General features: G+C 59.9%; 21 protein-coding genes. 11 read left to right on the top strand and 10 right to left on the bottom strand.

Features of this window, described 5'->3' with window-relative positions:
- Nucleotides 1–72: 72 nt before the first annotated feature.
- Entirely contained in the window at nt 73–1419 is a 1347-nt protein-coding gene (locus AC07OT_RS08125; RefSeq protein ID WP_027605594.1) for a carbohydrate porin, read from the top strand.
- Nucleotides 1420–1519: 100 nt separating this feature from the next.
- Entirely contained in the window at nt 1520–2365 is an 846-nt protein-coding gene (locus tag AC07OT_RS08120; RefSeq protein WP_495107862.1) for a D-hexose-6-phosphate mutarotase, read from the top strand.
- A 136-nt stretch (nt 2366–2501) separates the two neighbouring features.
- Here AC07OT_RS08120 and AC07OT_RS08115 read toward each other — a convergent pair whose 3' ends face one another.
- On the bottom strand, nt 2502–3362 hold the full coding sequence (locus AC07OT_RS08115; protein ID WP_495107933.1) for a MurR/RpiR family transcriptional regulator: 861 nt from the start codon (nt 3360–3362) through the stop codon (nt 2502–2504).
- Nucleotides 3363–3581: 219 nt separating this feature from the next.
- Here AC07OT_RS08115 and zwf point away from each other — a divergent pair, with 219 nt between their 5' ends.
- Genes zwf through AC07OT_RS08100 form a run of 3 tightly spaced genes read left to right on the top strand, consistent with a single transcriptional unit; the run spans nt 3582 to nt 6431 of the window.
- Nucleotides 3582–5048: a glucose-6-phosphate dehydrogenase gene (gene zwf, locus AC07OT_RS08110; RefSeq protein WP_495107861.1), complete on the top strand. Its 1467-nt coding sequence runs from the start codon at nt 3582–3584 to the stop codon at nt 5046–5048.
- Nucleotides 5035–5748 carry a 6-phosphogluconolactonase gene (pgl, locus tag AC07OT_RS08105; RefSeq protein WP_027605597.1) on the top strand — a complete coding sequence of 238 codons (714 nt, stop codon included), beginning with the start codon at nt 5035–5037 and terminating at the stop codon, nt 5746–5748. The genes zwf and pgl overlap by 14 nt, the downstream gene beginning before the upstream one ends.
- A gap of 17 nt (nt 5749–5765) precedes the next feature.
- Nucleotides 5766–6431 (top strand): bifunctional 4-hydroxy-2-oxoglutarate aldolase/2-dehydro-3-deoxy-phosphogluconate aldolase, encoded by a 666-nt coding sequence (locus AC07OT_RS08100; protein ID WP_026067364.1) that lies wholly within the window; start codon nt 5766–5768, stop codon nt 6429–6431.
- Between the two features lie 101 nt (nt 6432–6532).
- Here AC07OT_RS08100 and AC07OT_RS08095 read toward each other — a convergent pair whose 3' ends face one another.
- Nucleotides 6533–7708 (bottom strand): aminotransferase class V-fold PLP-dependent enzyme, encoded by a 1176-nt coding sequence (locus AC07OT_RS08095; RefSeq protein WP_495107860.1) that lies wholly within the window; start codon nt 7706–7708, stop codon nt 6533–6535.
- A gap of 10 nt (nt 7709–7718) precedes the next feature.
- On the bottom strand, nt 7719–7955 hold the full coding sequence (locus AC07OT_RS08090; protein ID WP_017139191.1) for a DUF3820 family protein: 237 nt from the start codon (nt 7953–7955) through the stop codon (nt 7719–7721).
- 207 nt (nt 7956–8162) lie between these two features.
- On the opposite strand from AC07OT_RS08090, the gene AC07OT_RS08085 reads away from it, so the two are divergent.
- Nucleotides 8163–8630, top strand: a complete 468-nt coding sequence (locus AC07OT_RS08085; RefSeq protein ID WP_010208206.1) for a ferritin-like domain-containing protein — start codon at nt 8163–8165, stop codon at nt 8628–8630.
- Nucleotides 8631–8766: 136 nt separating this feature from the next.
- On the opposite strand, the gene AC07OT_RS08080 is transcribed toward AC07OT_RS08085, so the two are convergent.
- Together AC07OT_RS08080 and AC07OT_RS08075 are read right to left on the bottom strand one after the other, a co-directional pair.
- Nucleotides 8767–9237 carry a MaoC family dehydratase gene (locus tag AC07OT_RS08080; RefSeq protein ID WP_024077080.1) on the bottom strand — a complete coding sequence of 157 codons (471 nt, stop codon included), beginning with the start codon at nt 9235–9237 and terminating at the stop codon, nt 8767–8769.
- A 57-nt stretch (nt 9238–9294) separates the two neighbouring features.
- Entirely contained in the window at nt 9295–10239 is a 945-nt protein-coding gene (locus AC07OT_RS08075) for an alpha/beta hydrolase (protein WP_495107859.1), read from the bottom strand.
- A 223-nt stretch (nt 10240–10462) separates the two neighbouring features.
- Between AC07OT_RS08075 and fadD2 the strand changes: the two genes are divergently transcribed.
- Together fadD2 and fadD1 are read left to right on the top strand one after the other, a co-directional pair.
- Nucleotides 10463–12151: a long-chain-fatty-acid--CoA ligase FadD2 gene (gene fadD2 / locus AC07OT_RS08070; protein ID WP_495107858.1), complete on the top strand. Its 1689-nt coding sequence runs from the start codon at nt 10463–10465 to the stop codon at nt 12149–12151.
- A 336-nt stretch (nt 12152–12487) separates the two neighbouring features.
- Entirely contained in the window at nt 12488–14179 is a 1692-nt protein-coding gene (gene fadD1 / locus AC07OT_RS08065; protein ID WP_495107857.1) for a long-chain-fatty-acid--CoA ligase FadD1, read from the top strand.
- A gap of 54 nt (nt 14180–14233) precedes the next feature.
- Here the strand turns inward: fadD1 and AC07OT_RS08060 are convergent, their stop codons facing one another.
- Nucleotides 14234–14611 (bottom strand): hypothetical protein, encoded by a 378-nt coding sequence (locus AC07OT_RS08060; RefSeq protein ID WP_027605603.1) that lies wholly within the window; start codon nt 14609–14611, stop codon nt 14234–14236.
- 201 nt (nt 14612–14812) lie between these two features.
- Here AC07OT_RS08060 and AC07OT_RS08055 point away from each other — a divergent pair, with 201 nt between their 5' ends.
- The 3 genes from AC07OT_RS08055 (at nt 14813) to def (ending at nt 16665) form a co-directional block, all read left to right on the top strand.
- Nucleotides 14813–14998, top strand: a complete 186-nt coding sequence (locus AC07OT_RS08055; protein ID WP_016973106.1) for a CsbD family protein — start codon at nt 14813–14815, stop codon at nt 14996–14998.
- A 167-nt stretch (nt 14999–15165) separates the two neighbouring features.
- Nucleotides 15166–16122, top strand: coding sequence for a YihY/virulence factor BrkB family protein (locus AC07OT_RS08050; RefSeq protein WP_115487127.1), 957 nt, complete (start codon nt 15166–15168; stop codon nt 16120–16122).
- Nucleotides 16123–16125: 3 nt separating this feature from the next.
- Nucleotides 16126–16665: a peptide deformylase gene (gene def, locus AC07OT_RS08045; RefSeq protein WP_027605605.1), complete on the top strand. Its 540-nt coding sequence runs from the start codon at nt 16126–16128 to the stop codon at nt 16663–16665.
- A 39-nt stretch (nt 16666–16704) separates the two neighbouring features.
- On the opposite strand, the gene AC07OT_RS08040 is transcribed toward def, so the two are convergent.
- The 4 genes from AC07OT_RS08040 to AC07OT_RS08025 form a co-directional block, all read right to left on the bottom strand.
- Nucleotides 16705–17523 carry a class I SAM-dependent methyltransferase gene (locus tag AC07OT_RS08040; RefSeq protein WP_141155868.1) on the bottom strand — a complete coding sequence of 273 codons (819 nt, stop codon included), beginning with the start codon at nt 17521–17523 and terminating at the stop codon, nt 16705–16707.
- Nucleotides 17524–17583: 60 nt separating this feature from the next.
- Complete coding sequence (locus AC07OT_RS08035; RefSeq protein ID WP_495107856.1) at nt 17584–18021, bottom strand: GNAT family N-acetyltransferase; 438 nt, start codon at nt 18019–18021, stop codon at nt 17584–17586.
- Nucleotides 18022–18308: 287 nt separating this feature from the next.
- Nucleotides 18309–18821, bottom strand: coding sequence for a hypothetical protein (locus AC07OT_RS08030; protein WP_419480087.1), 513 nt, complete (start codon nt 18819–18821; stop codon nt 18309–18311).
- Nucleotides 18822–18955: 134 nt separating this feature from the next.
- Nucleotides 18956–20365 carry an MFS transporter gene (locus tag AC07OT_RS08025; RefSeq protein ID WP_495107855.1) on the bottom strand — a complete coding sequence of 470 codons (1410 nt, stop codon included), beginning with the start codon at nt 20363–20365 and terminating at the stop codon, nt 18956–18958.
- Between the last annotated feature and the right edge of the window lie 12 nt (nt 20366–20377).

Raw genomic sequence — 20377 nt, 5'->3', positions numbered from 1 at the left:
GTTTTATATGAAAAAAAAGTAACCCGCGTTAGATAAAAACAGTTTAATAACAATAAAGACGAGGATGTAGGGATGAAAAAGCAACACAACAACACTCGGCTGATCTGCCAACTGTCAGCAGCAGCAGCCCTTGTACTGTCCGCCAATGCGATGGCGGCCGATGCATTCAGTGCCGACTCCAAGTGGATGACCGGTGATTGGGGCGGCGAGCGTACCAAGCTGATCGAACAAGGTATCGACATCAAGGCTGACTACGTAGGGGAAATGGGCGCCAACCTGCGTGGCGGCTACAACGACGACAAGACCGGCCGTTACTCCGACCAGTTTGGGTTGGGCGTGGCGCTGGACCTGCAAAAGCTGTGGGGCTGGGATAACACCCAGGCCAAGATCCAGCTGACTAACCGTAATGGCCAGAACATCTCCAACGACCGCATTGGCGACCCGCGTGCCGGCACGCTGAGCTCGTCCATGGAAGTCTACGGTCGTGGCCACATGGTGCGTCTGACCCAGTTCTGGATTCAGCACCAGATGTTCGACAACAAGCTGGACGTGAAGCTCGGCTACTTCGGTGAAGGCGAAGACTTCAACACCTTCCCGTGCGACTTCCAGAACCTGTCGTTCTGTGGCTCCCAGGTCGGCAACTATGTAAACACCTGGTACAACTGGCCGGTCAGCCAGGCCGCGATCCGCGTGAAGTACAACATCACGCCTGAGCTGTATGCGCAAATCGGTGCGTACAACCAGAACCCGTCGCAGCTGGAGCACGGCAACGGCTTCAAGCTCAGCGGCAGCGGCACCAAGGGCACCGTGATTCCGGTGGAATTGGTCTGGTCGCCTAAGGTGAATAACCTGCCGGGCGAATACCGCGTGGGTTACTACAAGAGCGCCGCCGATGCTGCTGACGTTCGTGAAGACGTCAATGGCAACGATGCTGCCACCACCGGTGCGGCCTACCGTACCCGCAGCAGCAAAAAAGGCTACTGGTTCGTTGCCCAGCAGCAGCTCACCACCCATAACGGCGACGCTTCCCGTGGCTTGAACATCGCCGCCAACGCGACCTTCCACGACAAGGAAACCAACCTGGTCGACAACTACCAGTCGTTGATGCTGGTGTACAAAGGCCCATTCGACGCGCGTCCAAAAGATGACGTCGGCATTGGTGCTGCGCGTCTGCACGTCAACGATGACGTGAAGAAAAATGCCGAACTGCTGAATGCCGCCAACGGCGTTGCCGACTACGACAACCCGCTGTTCTCGCCGATCCGCGAAACCGAGTACAACTTCGAAATCAACTACGGCTTCCACGTCACCAACTGGCTGACCGTGCGTCCCAACCTGCAATACGTTGTCCAACCGGGCGGCGTGGATAAAGTCGACAACGCGCTGGTGGCGGGCCTGAAAATTCAGTCTACGTTCTAACGCTGTTGCGATAAGCTCCTTCTCTCTGTGCGCATTTTGCGGGTAGCCATGGCTATCCGCTTTTTTTTGGGTGGCACTGTGATATTTGGGACCGTGGCACATGCATGAGCAACCGCTGCAACGCTTTTTCAAATCCCTGCGCGAGCGTCCGGTGTTCGCCTGGGAGCGCTTTCAGATGCGCGACGTGTTGGTAATCGACCATCCGCTGTGCCAGGCGGTGTTCAGTCGCCAGGGTGCGCAACTGTTGCACTTTCAGCCCCGTGGCCAGAAACCCTGGCTGTGGTGTGCGGCCAAGTGGCCGCAAGTCGGCGCCATCCGTGGCGGCGTGCCGGTGTGCTGGCCGTGGTATGGCCGCCATCCGAGCGAAAACGCATGGCCGTCCCATGGTTGGGCGCGTTTGATCGACTGGAAACTGCTCGACAGCAGCAGCGACGACGACGGCGTGCGCCTGCACTGGCAATTGCAGCTGTGCGACTGGCAGGTCGACCTGCACGCGCACCTGGGCGACACCCTGGAACTGCGCCTGAGCACCGAGCATCAGGACGAGTTGCCGTGCCAGTTGAGCCATGCTTTGCACGCTTACTGGCGTATTGGTCACGTTGATGAGATAGCGCTGTCTGGGCTCGACGGCGCGCACGGTTACGACCAGCTCAATCGCCAGGCGTGCCAGCAGGAAGGCGAACTAAGGGTGGATGGCGGGTGCCAGCGGGTGTTCCAGCACGATGGCGAACTGCAGCTCAAGGATCATGCCTGGCAACGTGAACTGTGCATCGATACCGGCGACAGCGCCGACACCGTCGTATGGCATCCGGGCAGCCGGCCACTATTGGGCGTTAGTTTTAACGAGGCGTCGGGGTTTGTGTGCGTGGAGTCGGCGATGGCCGGGGCGAGCCTGGCGCCGGGGGAGCGGGCGCATCTCAGTTTGCAGGCACGGGCTGGGGTTTAGCGGTGTGGTTGATGGCCTCATCGGGGGCAAGCCCCCTCCCACAGTTTGATTTGTGAATACCTTCAAATTTGGGAGGGGCGGTGCGACGATTCGACTTGCCCCCGATGAGGCCAGTGAAGCCAACACACAGGCTGGCTTAGTTGAACTCATCCCCCACCGGATATCGGCTGTCATTCAAGCTCTCTTTGATCTTGCGCAGATGCGGCTGGAAATCCACCCCACGGCGCAAGGTCATGCCGGTCGCCAGTACATCCAGCACCGTCAATTGAATGATCCGTGAGGTCATCGGCATATAGATGTCGGTGTCTTCGGGCAGCGGAATGTTCAGGCTTACGGTACTGGCCTTGGCCAGCGGCGAGTTCTCGGCGGTTACGCCCAGCACCGACGCACCGTTTTCCCGGGCGATACGCGCCACTTCCACCAGCTCACGGGTGCGGCCGGTGTAGGAAATGATCACGAACAACTCGCCCGTGTGGGCCACCGAGGCGATCATGCGTTGCATCAGCACGTCGGCGTGGGCGGTGACCGCCAGGTTGAAGCGGAAAAACTTGTGCAGCGCGTCCATGGCCACCGGCGCCGAAGCGCCCAGGCCGAAGAAGTGGATCTGCCGCGCCTGGATCAACAGGTCCACGGCCTTGCTGATCAGGGCCGGGTCCAGGGCCTGGCAGGCGGCGTCCAGCGAGGCGATGGCGCTGCCAAAGATCTTCTGGGTGTAGGCCTCGGGGTTATCATCGGCCTCCACGGCGCGGCTGACATACGCTGCGCCACTGGCCAGGCTTTGCGCCAACTGCAATTTAAGTTCAGGGTAACCGCTGACGCCGAACGAACGGCAGAAACGGTTGACCGTCGGTTCACTGACCGAGGCGGCCTGGGCAAGGGCTGCGATGGAGAAGCGGGTCGCCTGCTGCGGGTTGAGCAGGATGACCTCGGCCACTTTTTTCTCGGCCTTGTTCAATTCTTCGAGGCGGTTCTGGATCTGTTCCAGAAGATTTCGCACGCGGTCCATTCAGTCTTTCCTTCGGGCGACGATGCAAATAAAGGGTGGCAACCAATCGACGAGTGGCCTTTTGCGGTGGCCTATCCTACTGAGGGTAGCTGAACACCACCACTCGGAATGCGTATTTCCGGAAAATGTTGTGGTTATTACTACATTTTTCCTTGAGTGATGCCTTGAAAAAAGGTATTTGTAGCTTAACTTGATAAAAGAACAAACATCATGCCTTCGATAACCGTGGAACCCTGCACCTTTGCCCTGTTTGGCGCCTTGGGTGATCTGGCGCTGCGCAAGTTATTTCCTGCCCTCTATCAACTCGATGGCGCCGGGCTGCTGCACGACGATACCCGTATCCTGGCCCTGGCCCGGGAAGCCGGTTCCGAGCAGCAACACCTGGCCCATATCGAAAAAGAATTGCGTAAATACGTCGGCAAGGAACTGGACGAGAGCATCGCCCAGCGTTTCCTGGCGCGCCTGACCTATGTCCACGTCGACTTCCTAAAAGCCGATGACTACGTGGCCCTGGCGGAAAAGGCCGGCACCGAGCAACGCCTGATTGCCTACTTCGCCACGCCTGCGGCGGTGTACGGTGCGATCTGCGAGAACCTGTCCAAGGTCGGCCTGGCGGAAAACACCCGCGTCGTGCTGGAGAAACCCATCGGGTCGGACTTGGAATCCTCGCGCAAGGTCAACGATGCCGTGGCGCAGTTCTTCCCGGAAAACCGCACCTACCGTATCGACCACTACCTGGGCAAAGAGACCGTCCAGAACCTGATCGCCCTGCGTTTCGCCAACAGCCTGTTCGAAACCCAGTGGAACCAGAACTACATTTCCCATGTGGAAATCACCGTGGCCGAGCAGGTCGGCATCGAAGGCCGTTGGGGCTATTTCGACAAGGCCGGCCAGCTGCGCGACATGATCCAGAACCACCTGCTGCAACTGCTTTGCCTGATCGCCATGGACCCGCCGGCCGACTTGTCCGCCGACAGCATTCGTGACGAGAAGGTCAAGGTGCTTAAGGCCCTGGCGCCGATCAGCCCGGATGGCCTTACCACTCAAGTGGTGCGCGGCCAGTACATCGCCGGCTACAGCGCCGGCAAGCCGGTGCCGGGTTACCTGGAAGAAGAGAATTCCAACACCCAGAGCGACACCGAAACCTTCGTCGCGCTGCGGGCCGATATCCGTAACTGGCGTTGGGCCGGGGTGCCGTTCTACCTGCGTACCGGCAAGCGCATGCCGCAGAAGCTGTCGCAGATCGTCATCCACTTCAAGGAACCGTCTCATTACATCTTCGCCCCCGAGCAGCGCCTGCAGATCAGCAACAAGTTGATCATCCGCCTGCAGCCGGACGAAGGCATTTCCTTGCGCGTGATGACCAAGGAGCAGGGCCTGGACAAGGGTATGCAACTGCGCAGCGGGCCTCTGCAACTGAATTTTTCCGACACCTATCGCAGCGCGCGCATCCCTGATGCCTACGAGCGTTTGCTGTTGGAAGTGATGCGCGGCAATCAGAACCTGTTTGTTCGCAAAGATGAAATCGAAGCCGCGTGGAAGTGGTGTGACCAGTTGATCGCCGGGTGGAAAAAATCCGGTGATGCGCCCAAGCCGTATGCGGCGGGGTCCTGGGGGCCGATGAGCTCGATTGCACTGATCGCGCGGGATGGGAGGTCTTGGTATGGCGATATCTGAATTGAAACTGCCTCGGGGCGTGACTGCCCACGAGTACCGCACGCCTGTGCTGCTGGCGGACGGCCTGGCCAACGACGTGGCCGAACAACTGCGCGCAGCCATCAGTGCCCGTGGCGAAGCGACCCTGGTGGTGTCCGGTGGCCGCAGCCCCGTGGCGTTTTTCCAGAACCTGGCCAAGCAAGGCTTGGACTGGTCCAAGGTCACCATCACCCTGGCCGATGAGCGCTGGGTGCCGGTGGAACACGCCGACAGCAATGCCGGCCTGTTGAAGCAGCACCTGTTGCAAGGCCCGGCGGCCAAGGCCAGGTTCCTCAGCCTGTACAGCGCCGCCGCCAACCTTGAAGACGCTGCCGAGCAGGCCGATCGCTTGCTGGCCGAGCTGCCGGCCATTGATGTGCTGGTGCTGGGCATGGGCGATGACGGCCACACCGCATCGCTGTTTCCCAACAGCCCGAACCTCGCCGCTGCACTGCAGGCCGACGGTACCCGCCGTTGCTGGCCGATGCTGGCGCCGACCGTGCCGCACCAGCGCCTGACCATGAGTCGCGCATTGCTGGCCACGGCCCACTACACCGCGCTGTCGATTTCCGGCAGTTCGAAATTGACCACCTTGAGCGCCGCGCTGGCCAGTGACGACGTTGCTGCCATGCCGATTCGCGCGTTTTTGCAACCTACTTTAGAGATTTACTGGTGCCCATGAGCCAAGGATCAGCCGCTATGAAAAGCCCTCAACCGACCGTGTCCATGGCGGATAAAGTTGCCCTGATCGACAGCCTCTGCGCCAAGGCGCGGATCCTGCCGGTGATCACCATCGCCCGCGAGCAGGACATCCTGCCGCTGGCCGATGCCCTGGCAGCCGGTGGTTTGACCGCATTGGAAGTGACCTTGCGTTCCGAGTTCGGCCTCAAGGCCATTCAGGTGCTGCGTGAGCAGCGGCCTGAACTGTGCACCGGCGCCGGCACCGTACTCGACCGCCACATGCTTGAAGCGGCGGAAGTCGCCGGTTCGCAATTTATCGTCACCCCCGGCATCACCCGCGACCTGCTGGAAGCCTCGGTGCACAGCCCGATCCCGCTGCTGCCAGGCATCAGCAACGCCTCCGGCATCATGGAAGGCTACGGCCTGGGCTACCGTCGCTTCAAACTGTTCCCGGCCGAGGTCAGCGGCGGTGTTGCCGCGATCAAGGCCCTGGGCGGCCCGTTCGGCGAAGTGAAATTCTGCCCGACCGGCGGCGTCGGCCCGGCCAATATCAAGAGCTATATGGCGTTGAAAAACGTGATGTGCGTGGGCGGTAGCTGGATGCTTGACCCGGAGTGGGTCAAGAACGGCGACTGGGCCCGCATCCAGGAAGTCACCGCGCAGGCGCTGGCGCTGCTGGATTGAGCTGATTCATCGAATCGTTGTTGCTGTGCTTAACGGCATTTTTGCGGTGCACTTGGTCGGTGTACCGCTTTTTTTTGCCGGTAAAAACCTGAGGCCCACCTTTAGTCTCTGCTTAGCTCGGTAATGGCATTGACCAGGACATTGATGTCCTCCGCCGACGTCACCAACCCCGGTGTCACGCGGATACAGGTACCAAACGCCGCACCGGTGCGCGTGGTGGTAAACAGCCCATAGTCCTTGAGCATGCGATCCACCATCACCTGCTGATCCCGCCCGCTGAACTTGAATGCCGTGATCCCGCAATACAGCCGTGGATCGTCCGGCGTCAGCACCTCGATCCCCGGCAACGGTCGCACCTGGCTCACCCATACATCCCGCAGATAACTGACCCGCGCACCCTTGGCCGTCGCGCCGCCCATGGTGCGATGTTCTTCAAGCACCAGCGGCAGCGTCATTAACGCGGGGAAATTCGGCGTGCTGTACGACGTACGCGCACGCACGTCGGTGGCGGGGTAGTGGAACTCGCCCATGTCCGGATCAATATCTGCCAGGCGTTCGGGGGCGATATAGAGGAACCCCAGGGTCAGCGGCGCGCCGATCCATTTGTGCAGGTTGAAGCCGGCGAACGCAATGCCCAGTTCGGCGAGGTTGAACTCGATCTGGCCCAGTGCATGGGCGCCGTCGAGGATCACGTCAATGGCATGCTCACGTGCAGCCTTGGCGATGGTTTCAACAGGCATCACCAGGCCGGTGCGGTGGGTCACATGGGTCAGTGCCATGAGCTTCAGGCGCGGGCATTGGGCGAACGCATCGCGATAGGTCTGCACCAGGCTGTCGAAACTGGCCGGGTGGGTATGGGACAGTTCTATCACTTCTACACCGCGAACCCCGGCCAACCAGCGCATCGCGCCTTTGACGGTGTCGTACTCCAGGTCGCTGATCAGCACCTGATCGCCGGGTTGCAGGCGGTTGTAGTTGCGGATCAGCGACTGCAAGGCTTCGGTGGCGTTGCGGGTAAAGGCGACTGCCTCGGGGTCGACGTCGATCAGGCCCGCCAGTTGGCGACGGATCTCGACGTTTTCACCTTGCTCGAAGCGCTGGCGCACATACAGCGAGTTGCTGCGGTTGATAAAAGCCACGTGCTCCAGGTACTGCGCCTGCACCTCGCGGCTCATACGCCCGAAGTAGCCGTTCTCCAGGTTGATCGGGCCGGGCTCCAGTGCATAGCGCTGGGCGATGGCCTGCCAGTGAGGTTCGTTGTCAGCATTCCTTGGCATGGCGAGTCTCTTAATGGCGGGGGGCGGGTTTGCCGTGTTTAACGCGCAGCGGTTCCAACAATTCGGACAAGCCGTTGTGGTCGATTTCCTGCATCAATGCCAGCAGCCCGCCCAGTTCGCCGTGGGGAAAGCCCTCGCGGGCGAACCAGTTCAGGTAGGGACCCGGCAGGTCGGCGATGATCCGGCCCTTGTATTTGCCGAAGGGCATTTCGCGGGTGATCAGCAGTTCGAGTTTTTCGGGATTCATGGGCTTCGTGTTGAGTGAGGCGAGGTCTTCGAAAATACAGGCATTCTGCATGAAGGCCAAATGACAGATCATGCAAATAACGTACATACAGATGGTTCAAATATTTTTAAGTTATTGAAAATAAACATAAAAGTAATTTTTCAAAACCTGGCACGAGCGCTGCAATCATTAAGACAACCCTTCTTCACCTGCCTAAGGAATTGAAAAATGACTGACATCAACAAAGAATCGATCTCCGTACTGAACGACCTGATCGAGACCAGCATCGACGGCCAGAAAGGCTTCAAGGAATGCGCAGAAGACATCAAGCATCCGGAACTCAAGGCGCTGTTTGCCAAGCGCTCCGCTGACTGCGCTACCGCCGCCGCCGAATTGAAGACCGCCGTGCGTGCCCTGGGCGGTGATCCGGAAGACTCCGGCAGCGTAGCCGGCGCCCTGCACCGTGGCTGGGTCGACGTGAAGTCGATGCTCACCGGTAAGGACGAAGAGGCTGTGCTCAACGAAGCCGAGCGCGGCGAAGACCACGCACTGAAGGCTTACAAAGAAGCCATCGAGAAGATCAACAAGCACAACCTGCTGGGCATTCGTGACCTGGTTGAGCGTCAGTACCACGGCGTGCAACGCAATCACGACCAGGTAAAAGCCCTGCGTAACCAGGCTCGCGCTCAGTCCTAAGCGCTGCTGTGTAACACATGTGGGAGGGGGCTTGCGCCCGATAGCGGTGGATCAGTCGATATTTCAATGACTGACACACCGCCATCGGGGGCAAGCCCCCTCCCACATTTGTATTGTGTTGGCCTTGAAACCCTACTCAGCCGATGCTGATCGGCGGCAGCTCGGTCAAGGTCACGACCTGCTGCTTGCGGGGTGCAAGAATTTCCGCCTCGCCATCCACGACCAGCTCATCGCGCTGGTTGAACACACGGGTGGCAATGCGTACGCGAAACTTCGGCAGCTTCTCGAGGATTTCCAGGCGCACGGTCAGGGTATCGCCGATTTTCACCGGCTTCTGGAAGGTCATCTGCTGGCCGATATAGATAGTGCCCGGCCCGGGCAGCTCACACGCAACGGCTGCGCTGATCAGGGCGCCGCTGAACATACCGTGGGCGATACGCTCCTTGAACATGGTCGCCTTGGCGTATTCGGCATCCAGGTGCACCGGGTTGTGGTCGCCGGACATGGCGGCAAACAGCTGGATATCACGCTCTTCGACGGTCTTGCTGTAGCTGGCGGTCTGGCCGACTTCAAGGGCTTCGTACGGGGTGTTGGTTACCTGGGTCATCTAAAGGTGCATCCTGTGGCTAATCGGTAATTTAACTGTCTGATTTTAAACGTAAATTTATTCGCAGTGGGCCGGCCTGCGCAAGGTCAGGGCCTGGTCGAGCCACCTCAGCACATCGGCGCTGACTTCGTCGCGATTGGTTTCGTTGAACACTTCGTGACGCGCCTGCGGGTAGATATTCAGTTGCAGGTGCTGGCTGCCGGCCTCTCGCAGGGCATCGGCCAGGCTTTTGAGACGCTTGCCCTCACTGACCGGATCACATTCGCCGCCCATCACCAGGATCGGCAGGCCCGGATCGATCTGGGCGAGATTGGACGCTTTGCTGATTTGCTGCAAGCCGCCGAGCAGATCGATCCATAGTTGATTGGTACAGCGGAAGCCGCAGAGTGGATCGTTGATGTATTTGTCGACTTCGTTCGGGTCACGGCTGAGCCAGTCGAACGCGGTGCGATTGGGCTTGAATGCTTTGTTGAACGAGCCGAACGACAGGAACTCGATCAACGCACTGCGCCCACGGACACCCTGGCGCAGGCGTTCGGCGCGTGCGATCAGCCGAGCGGCACGGTACAGCGCCACCGGCTGGAAATTCGAACCGCTGAGAATCGCTCCATGCAGGCTGGCGCTGTGGTGCAGCAGGTAGGCCTGGGCGATATAACTGCCCATGCTGTGGCCGAGCAAAATGATCGGCAGCCCCGGATGCTGCTGGCCGATGTGCTGGTTGAGGCTGGCCAGGTCACCCACCACTTTGTTCCAGCCGTCCTTTTCGGCATACAGGCCCAGCGTGCCTTCGTCGGCGGTGCGGCCGTGGCCACGCTGGTCCGGCGCATACACACCATAGCCGGCACTGCCCAGGGCTTCGGCCAGCCGCGCATAGCGCCCGCTGTGCTCCGCCATGCCGTGGGACAGCATGACCACCGCCTTGGCCGGGCCGTCGGGCATCCAATGATTGACGTACAGGCGGCTGCGGTCATTCGCGGTCAGCCAGAAGGTGCTGTGGTTCATGGGGTTCCCTTTCTCAAGGTCTGCTCAAGGTCTGCTCGACGTTGTTGCAGTGTATAGCTCATCTGTCAGGCGACGGGGTATCTGCCTGCGCATCAGGGACAAGATTCATACAATCAATGACGCAATTTGCTGTATTTGCCTGTTTGGCCATAGCTGCTAACGTCCCCCAAGCTCCGCTTTCTATAAAAGCGGCCGGACACCTTCAGGTAAGGGGACAAGAATAATGCAACCTGATTTCTGGAATGACAAACGCGCGGCGGGCGTTCCCAATGACATCGACCTTTCGGCCTACAAGTCGGTAATCGAAGTCTTCGAGCGCTCGTGCAAGGCCTTTGCCGACCGTCCGGCATTCAGCAACATGGGCATCACCCTGACCTACGCCGAGCTTGAGCGCCAGAGTGCGGCGTTCGCCGGCTACCTGCAGCAGCACACCGACCTCAAGCCCGGCGAGCGCATCGCCGTGCAGATGCCCAACGTGCTGCACTACCCGATTGCCGTGTTCGGCGCACTGCGCGCCGGGCTGATCGTGGTCAACACCAACCCGCTGTACACCCCGCGCGAGATGCGCCACCAGTTCAAGGACGCCGGCGTGCGTGCCCTGGTCTACCTCAACCTGTTCGGTTCGCGGGTGCAGGACGTGTGCACCGACACCGAGATCGACTACCTGATCGAAGCCAGGATGGGCGACTTCATGCCTGCTGCCAGAGGCTGGCTGGTCAACACCGTGGTCGACAAGGTCAAGAAGATGGTCCCGGCCTACCACCTGCCGCGTGCGGTGTCGTTCAAGCGCGCCTTGCGCATGGGCGCGGGCCTGGGCGTGACTCATCATCCGGTGACCCTGGATGACATCGCCGTGCTGCAATACACCGGCGGCACCACCGGCCTGGCCAAGGGGGCGATGCTCACCCATGGCAACCTGGTGGCGAACATGCAACAGGTGCGCGCCTGCATGTCCCAGACCGGCGATGACGGCCACCCGCTGATCAAGGAAGGGCAGGAGGTGATGATCGCGCCGCTGCCGCTGTACCATATCTATGCCTTCACCGCGAACTGCATGTGCATGATGGTCTCGGGTAACCACAACGTACTGATCACCAACCCCAGGGACATCGGCGGGTTTATCAAGGAGCTGAAAAAGTGGCGCTTTACCGGGCTGCTGGGGCTCAACACGCTGTTTGTGGCGTTGATGGACCACCCCGAGTTCAAGAACCTGGATTTCTCCCACCTCAAGCTCACCAACTCCGGCGGTACGGCACTGATCAAGGCCACGGCCGAACGCTGGCAGCAAATCACCGGCTGCTCGATCGGCGAGGGCTATGGCCTGACGGAAACCTCGCCGGTGGCCAGCACCAACCCCTATGGCAACAAATCACGCCTGGGTACCGTGGGCATCCCGGTGCCCGCCACGGCGATGAAGGTCATTGATGACGAAGGCACCGAGCTGCCCTTGGGCGAACGGGGCGAGTTGTGCATCAAGGGCCCGCAGGTGATGAAGGGCTACTGGCAGCAACCGGCCGCCACCGCAGAGGCCCTGGACGCCGAAGGCTGGCTGAAGACCGGTGACATCGCGGTGATCGACGACGATGGGTTTGTGCGCATTGTCGACCGCAAGAAGGATTTGATCATCGTCTCGGGTTTCAATGTGTACCCCAACGAAATCGAGGACGTGGTGATGGCCCATCCGGCCGTGGCCAACTGCGCGGTGATCGGCGTGCCGGACGAGCGCACGGGGGAGGCGGTGAAACTGTTCGTGGTGGCGCGTGCAGAAGGGGTGAGCCTTGAGGAATTGAAGGCGTACTGCAAGACCAACTTCACGGGTTACAAGGTGCCCAAGCACATTGTCTTGCGCGACTCGTTACCGATGACGCCGGTAGGGAAGATCCTGCGCAGGGAACTACGCGACATCGCCTGATGTGAAATGCGGTAAAAATGTGGGAGTCGCGGTGCGACGATTCGGCTTGCCCCCTCCCACATTTATCGTGTGTCGTCCTGAAGGCCTTATTCCAGAGCCTTTCATCAAGGAATTTCAGTTCTGTTTAAAGTGTGACCAAATATTGTAGGACAGTCGTGATTATGACTGCGGGGCCCTCTTTAGGCTCTAGTCGGCCTTTGGCAAAGCTGCTACTCTCGGCGCGCTTTGTGACGTCTAGGCCTGCTTGAAAGCGCCAGATTCACCTAAAAAAACATACACCAATAATAATCGCATCAAATGCGATGATGAATTCGCGTCGCTGAGGAGTGGGCTTCCATGCACGAAGACTTTTGGAAGGATAAGTACCCCGCCGGGATTGCTGCAGAAATCAATCCAGACGAGTATCCGAATATTCAGGCGGTATTGAAGCAGTCCTGCCAGCGCTTCGCCAACAAACCGGCCTTCAGCAACCTGGGCAAGACGATCACCTACGGTGAGTTGTACGAACTGTCCGGCGCCTTCGCCGCGTACCTGCAACAGCATACCGACTTGAAGCCCGGCGATCGCATTGCCGTGCAGTTGCCCAACGTCCTGCAATACCCGGTCGCGGTGTTCGGCGCCATCCGTGCCGGCCTGATCGTGGTCAACACCAACCCGCTGTACACCGCGCGGGAAATGGAACACCAATTCAATGATTCCGGCGCCAAGGCGCTGGTCTGCCTGGCCAACATGGCCCATCTGGCGGAAAAGGTCGTGCCCAAGACCGCCGTCAAGCATGTGATCGTCACCGAAGTCGCCGACCTGCTGCCGCCGCTCAAGCGCCTGCTGATCAACAGCGTCATCAAGTACGTGAAGAAAATGGTCCCGGCCTATCACTTGCCCAAGGCGATCAAGTTCAACGACGTACTCGCCAAGGGCCAGGGGCAAGCGGTCAACGAAGTCTGCCCGGCCAGCAGCGATGTGGCCGTATTGCAATACACCGGTGGCACCACCGGCGTGGCCAAGGGCGCGATGCTCACCCACCGCAACCTGGTCGCCAATATGTTGCAATGCAAGGCGCTGATGGGCTCCAACCTCAATGAAGGTTGCGAGATCCTGATCACGCCGCTGCCGCTGTACCATATCTATGCATTCACCTTTCATTGCATGGCGATGATGCTGATCGGCAACCACAACATCCTGATCAGCAACCCGCGCGACCTGCCGGCGATGGTCAAGGAACTGTCGAAGTGGAAGTTCAGCGGCTTTGTCGGCCTGAACACTCTGTTCGTGGCGCTGTGCAACAACGAAGCCTTCCGCAAGCTGGACTTCTCCGCGCTGAAAGTCACCCTGTCGGGCGGCATGGCCCTGCAATTGGCGGCGGCCGAGCGTTGGAAAGCGGTGACCGGTTGCGGCATCTGCGAAGGCTACGGCATGACCGAAACCAGCCCGGTGGCCACGGTGAACCCGATCCAGCATATCCAGATCGGTACCATCGGCATTCCGGTGCCGTCGACCCTGTGCAAGGTCATCACCGACGACGGCGTCGAGCTGGCCCTGGGTGAAGTCGGCGAACTGTGCGTCAAGGGCCCGCAGGTGATGAAGGGCTACTGGCAGCGTGAAGACGCCACCGCCGAGATCCTCGACAGCGAAGGCTGGCTGAAGACCGGCGACATCGCGATCATCCAGCCGGATGGCTACATGCGTATCGTCGATCGCAAGAAGGACATGATCCTGGTCTCCGGCTTCAACGTGTACCCCAACGAGCTGGAGGACGTGCTGGCGGGCCTGCCGGGCGTACTGCAGTGCGCAGCCATCGGTGTGCCGGATGAAAAGTCCGGGGAACACATCAAGCTCTTCATCGTGGTCAAGCCGGGCGCCACCCTGACCAAGGAGCAGGTCATGGAGCACATGCGCGCCAACGTCACCGGCTACAAGGTGCCCAAGGCCGTGGAGTTCCGCGATGCGTTGCCGACCACCAACGTGGGCAAGATCCTGCGCCGCGAGTTGCGCGATGAAGAACTGAAGAAACTCGGTCTTAAAAAGTAATCCAATCCAAATATGGGAGGGGCTTGCCCCCTCCCACATTTTTTGACCGCGTTCTTACACGGCGAATTGCGCGAAGCTCACACCCGCACCTGCCGGCCGCACATCCTTCAAGAACGAATCCTTATCCGCGCTCAGCTCCAGGGTAATCTCCGGCTTGCGCTTGCCCGCGTTGCGCACCACCAGCCCTTCGAGCTTTTCACGCAGGAACACGGTCGGTACCTTCAGGTGCAGCAGCTGGTCGGTCTCGGCGTTGTGCATCAACAGGTGAATCCACTCGTACTGGCCGACGGCAATACGCCCCACCGGCAGATCGAACCACCAGATGTTGCGTTTGCGGTCCAGGTCGGTGAAGTGGCAGTTGTTGACGCCGAGTACGGCACCGCCCAGTTCCTGGTTTCTGCGGGCGATGGCCTGTGCTTTATTGAGTTTCATAACCTTCCTACGGGATCTGTTATTCAGCGTTGGAGCCTGAATGTGCCGGGCATTCTCGGGGGTTGGCTGCAAAACATAAAGCCAAACCTGTCGTTGGCGATGAAATGTTCACCGAAAAATAATTGAAACTCTGCCGAATGGCCTTGGGTCAATCTCTACGTAATGACCAAAACCCTTTGATTGTTCTTTCGGAGAAATACCATGGGCAGCACAGCGGATAAGGCAAAAGGTTTGAAAGACGAAGCCGTCGGTAACATCAAGCAAGGCGTCGGCAAAGTCACCGGCAACGACAAACTGCGCGCTGAAGGCGTCGTGCAGGAAAAGAAAGGCCAGGTTGAAAAAGCCGTGGGCGACACCAAGGACGCGGTGAAAAAAGCGACCAAGTAAGACTGCCATCGTGCAGCCGGACGGCCATCCACGGATGGCCGTTTTTATGTCACATGCAGTGATTAAAGTTTCGAAATTGTTTCAAGGTCGCCAAATAGGCTACCTTGATGTAGAAAACGGCCCCTGAGTCGCCCATGAACCCCCTTTTTGCGGCGAAAGGAGACGCTATGATTTTTCCGGTTCTCGATGGTCTCAAGCTCCACACAGTGCTGGTGCGCACCGTCAAGGAATTCGTCGATGACGAGATGTCCACCTACGCCTCGGCACTGGCCTACCAGATGCTGTTTTCGTTGTTTCCCTTCCTGCTGTTCCTTATCGCCCTGATCGGTTTCCTGCACCTGCCGGACTTTTTCACTTGGCTGCGCCTGCAATCGGAACTGGTGTTGCCGCCCCAGGCCCTGGAGCAGGTCAACCCGGTGATCGACCAGTTGCAGCAATCCAAGGGCGGCCTGCTCTCGGTGGGTATCGTGATTGCCCTCTGGACCGCCTCCGCTGGCGTGCGCCTGATGATGAGCGCCATGAACGCCGCGTACGACGTCGTGGAAGGCCGGCCGATCTGGAAGCGTTTTCCGCTGTCGATTTTCTACACCATCGGCATCGCCGGCATGCTGCTGGCCGCTGCCGCGTTGATGGTGCTCGGTCCGCAGGTGATGGAATGGCTGGCCGGCCAGATCGGCATGCAGGAATTCGTGGTGACCTTGTGGACCATCGTGCGATGGCCGCTGATCGTGATCCTGCTGATGTTTGCCGTGGCCCTCATGTATTACGTGATGCCGGACGTCGAGCAGAAATTTCGCTTTATTACCCCAGGTTCGGTGCTTGCGGTGGTGGTGTGGATCGTCGCCTCCCTCGGTTTTGGCTACTACGTCAAAACCTTCGCCGACTACAACGCCATGTATGGCAGCATCGGTGCGATCATCGTGTTGCTCCTGTACTTCTACATTTCCGCCGCCGTGCTGTTGCTGGGGGCGGAGATGAATGCCGTGATCGAGCACATGTCGGCCGAAGGCAAGGAGCCAGGCGCTAAGGATTTCGATGAGCCCGCGCCCGCGCCCGCGCATGAAAAACAACATGTCTCCGGCCTCGGCCGCGACCACTCCAAACCCACTACCGATGAAGTCTGATCGATGATCCGTGAAATCCTGAAAATGGGCGATGAACGCCTGCTGCGTATCGCCCCGCCGGTACCGCCGGAAATGTTCGACAGCCCCGAGCTGTGGCAATTGATCGACGACATGTTCCAGACCATGGAGCACGTGGGCGGCGTCGGCCTGGCCGCGCCGCAGATTGGCGTCGACCTGCAACTGGTGATCTTTGGGTTCGAAGCCAGCGAGCGCTACCCGGATGCGCCGCCGGTGCCGCAGACCATCCTGATCAACCCATTGATCACGCCGCTCAGCCCGGTGCTGGAAGAAGGCTATGAAGGCTGCCTGTCGGTGCCCGGACTGCGTGGTGCGGTGGACCGTTACCAGCAGATTCGCTATGAGGGGTTTGATCCGAAGGGCGAGCCGATCGTCCGTTTTGCCGATGGCTTCCACGCGCGGGTGGTGCAGCATGAATGCGATCACCTGATCGGTCGGCTGTACCCCTCGCGCATTACCGACTTCAGCAAGTTCGGCTTTATTGAAGTGATGTTTCCCGACATGGACCCAACCGCTGACGAGTAATCGCCGGCCCGTTGAGAACAAAATGTGGGAGGGACCAGGTTATTTGGCCGGTTTGACGAACCGCAACGTCATCCGGTCCGACTCGCCAATCGCCACATACTTCGCCTTATCCTGCTCTCCCAGCTTCAACGTCGGCGGCAACGTCCACACGCCGGCGGGATAATCCTTGGTGTCCTTCGGGTTGGCGTTGACCTCGCTCTGGCCTGCCAGCTTGAACCCCGCGTCGGTGGCCAGTTTCACCACCTGGGCGGTGGTCAGGTAACCGCTGTCCTTGATCGCCTCCAGTTCGGCCCCGTCCTTGGCCCGGTGATCTTCCACACCGAGCACGCCACCCGGTTTCAACACCGTGTAGAACGCGCGGAACGTGGCCTCGGCGGTATCGGCCAGCACCCAGTTATGCACATTGCGGAACGTCAGCACGGCATCCGCCGAAGCAGGTTTGCCGAACACCGGTGCCTTGGGGTCGAACTCGACCACGTCTGCCTTGGCATAGCGCGTCGGGTCGGCGGCGAATTTGTTTTTCAGGTTCTCTTCGGACGTGCGCGCATAGGCGCTGCTGCTTGGCGCTTGCACGGCGGCGATGTAACGCCCGTGCTCCTTGAGCAACGGTGCCAGCAGTTCGCTGTACCAACCGCCCCCTGGGGTAATTTCGATCACGGTCTGCCTGGCGCCCAGGCCAAAGAATTCCAAGGTCTGCTGCGGGTGGCGATAGCCGTCGCGGGCGCTGTTGGCCGGGTCGCGCCAATTGCCGGCCAACACACTGGCGTACTGCTGGGCGCTGATCGGTGCGTCGGCGGCCTGGCTGAACGTGGGAACGAGGAGGGCGGTAAGGGACAGAGCTGCAAAGGTCGCTTTCATGATCATCCGAAAAGTGGGCCACTGTGTCGCCGAGGCTAGCATGGGGCCCATACGGGGCGATCACACATTATCCGAGGACGACCTCACTAAACGATCTAAGCCCATGGCGATCATCGGTTTGTTGCGCTTGTAGCGCACCAGCCGCTCGCTGAGGGATTGCGGCAATAGCGTGTCCTGGGTGAAACCCATGCGCTGATACAAACCCTCCAGGTCCGGATGGCAAAACAACCACAGCGTGCCTTGCACCTCGGCCGCCGCCGCCGCTATCAATCGCCCCGCCAACCCCTGGCCGCGATACGCCGGGTCGACAAACAAGCCGGTCAACCACTGTCCGCCGACCACGGGTGTCAGGCACAGACCGGCGACAATCTCGCTGTCGCGCGCTACCCACAAACGCCCGCCCTTGAGCGCCTTCATCGGGGAGTCATGACGGCGATAAAACTTGTTCAGCAGCGGCCACAGCGGCTCAGCCAGGGGGGCGATGTGCAGTTCGGGCATGGTGTTTGGGCAACATAATCAAGGGCCGGGGATTATAAGCGCCTTCTGTGCGGCAATAGGTGGTATACCCAGTGTTACATCCCCTGTAAGTGGAGCATGCATCATGGCCAAAGGTATGGATTCAAAGAAAGCCGCGAAGAAGAAACCGGCAAAGACCGCCGACGAAAAACGCGCCGACAAGAAAGCCAAGAAAACCGAGACAGGCCTGTTCGGTCACTGAGTTAATGATCATTCCCACGCACCCGCGTGGGAATGCCGCCAGGGACGCTCGGCGCCCCACCTGTGACTTAGATCGCCGCCAGGGTTTCTTTCACTGCCTGCGCCTGCGGGTCAGTGGTCTTAGCCGCTACCTGCTGCTCTTGCTGCTGCTTCAAACGCTCGGCCACTTGCTTGGAAATGGCGTCCTGCTTTTCCTGCGACATGTTCTGCACGTCCGCCTCGGTCAACCCTTGTTCCTTGAGCAATTGCTCACGGATACGCTCGGCCGGGGTTTTGCTCATGTAATCGGTGAAGTCTGCTCGGGCGGAGCTGGTGGTGGAGCCTGTGGCGGGTACATTCGTCGTCGCCGTGGTGGCCGCTGTGCTGGCCTGCAACTGCACGCGGGTCTTGGCGAAAGCTTCGTCGATGCGATCGCCGGCCTTGTCCAGATCCTTCTGCGCGGCCGGCAGGGTCACGTTTTGCTGCGCCACTTGCAGGGCACCGCTGTACAGCGTGCTGGCGGCGGCGTTGGCCGGGTCCATGTCGGGACGCGTGATCTTTTGAAGGGTCGACACCGCTTGGGGGTTGTTGTTAACCAGCATGATCGGTCACCTGGGAAAATGTTCGGTGCCATAGCGGGAGCAAATAACATGCCGGGTCCGATAATCCCCGGTTTGACTGGGTTTGGCCTGGACGCCGCGGCAAACATTGTCCTGCCGGCGGCCAACCGTTGCCGTCAATGGGCGATATGTTCCAAGGCCAGGTTGCGCGTACGCGGGCCGAACCAACTGATGGTGATCATCACGATCAGCATGCTGCTGGCAATAAACGCCAACACACCGGGTGTGCCCAGGTGTTCGAGGATAAAACCGATCAACAGGCTGCTGAACACCGTCGACAAGCGGCTGAACGAATAGCAGAACCCCACCGCCCGCGCGCGGATATTGGTCGGGAACAGCTCGCTCTGGTAGGAGTGGTAACTGAAGCTCAGCCAGGCGTTGCAGAAGGTGATCATCACTCCGCAGACCACCAGCCCCACCGCCGTGGTTTGCAGGGCGAACAGGCTGCCGAAGATCACCGCACCCATGGCGGAGCCGACGATCTGCCATTTGTTTTCAAAGCGGTTGGCCACCTTCACAAACAGCAACGGCCCCAGCGGGTAGGCGAGGGTGATGATAAAGGCGTACAGCAAGCTGTGGGTCACGCTGACACCCTGGCCCGAAAGCAGTGCCGGCAACCAGTTGCCGAAACCAAAGAAGCCGATGGCCTGGAACACATGGAACACAATCAGCATCAACGCACGGCGGCGGTACGGCGGTTGCCAGATGTCGGCAAAACGGCCACTGCCTTGCACGCTGACGGCTTCGGGTTCGGGTTCATCCAGCGGTTTGCCATGGTCTTTCCGGCAGCGTGCCTCCAGGGTGTCCATGATCCTGCCGGCTTCTTCGAAGCGGCCTTTCTGCGCCAGCCAGCGCGGTGATTCCGGCAGGCGCTTGCGCAGTTGCCAGATAAACAGCGCAAACACCGCACTGCTCAGCACCACCCAGCGCCAGCCAGACACCCCGAACGGTGCCTGGGGCACCAGCCACCATGACATCAACGCCACGGCCGGCACCGACAGGAACTGGATGAAAAACGCAAAGGCAAACGCCGAGCTGCGCATGCGCTTGGGCACCAGTTCCGACAGGTAGGCGTCGATGGTCACCAGCTCGATGCCCAGGCCAATACCCACCAGGAAACGCATGCCGATAATGCCCAGCGCGGATGTCTGAATGCCCATCAATACCGTGGCGACGGTGTACCAGATCAGCGCGAAGGTGAAGATCGCCCGGCGCCCGAAGCGGTCGGCAATCGGGCTGAGCAGGCTGGCGCCGAGGAACAGGCCGAGGAAGGTCGCCGAGGCGAACGCCGCCTGGTCGGAGAAGCCAAACACGCCCTCGCTGCCGGTGTGGAAAATCCCGTCACTGATCAGGCCGGGGCTGATGTAGGCGGTCTGGAACAAATCATACAGCTCGAAAAAACCGCCGATCGACAGCAGCGCCACCAGGCGCCAGACCGTGGCGACGGCGGGCAGGCGGTCGATACGCGCGCTGATATGGGCGGCGCGGATCGGATCGATGCCGTCTGTAGCGGGGAGTGCAGGCATGGCGGGGAAAAC

It is taken from the genome of Pseudomonas sp. GW821-FHT09C10 (genome assembly GCF_059418085.1).
Note: the sequence above shows the minus strand (reverse complement) of the source record. Positions and strands in the feature narration are given on the sequence as shown.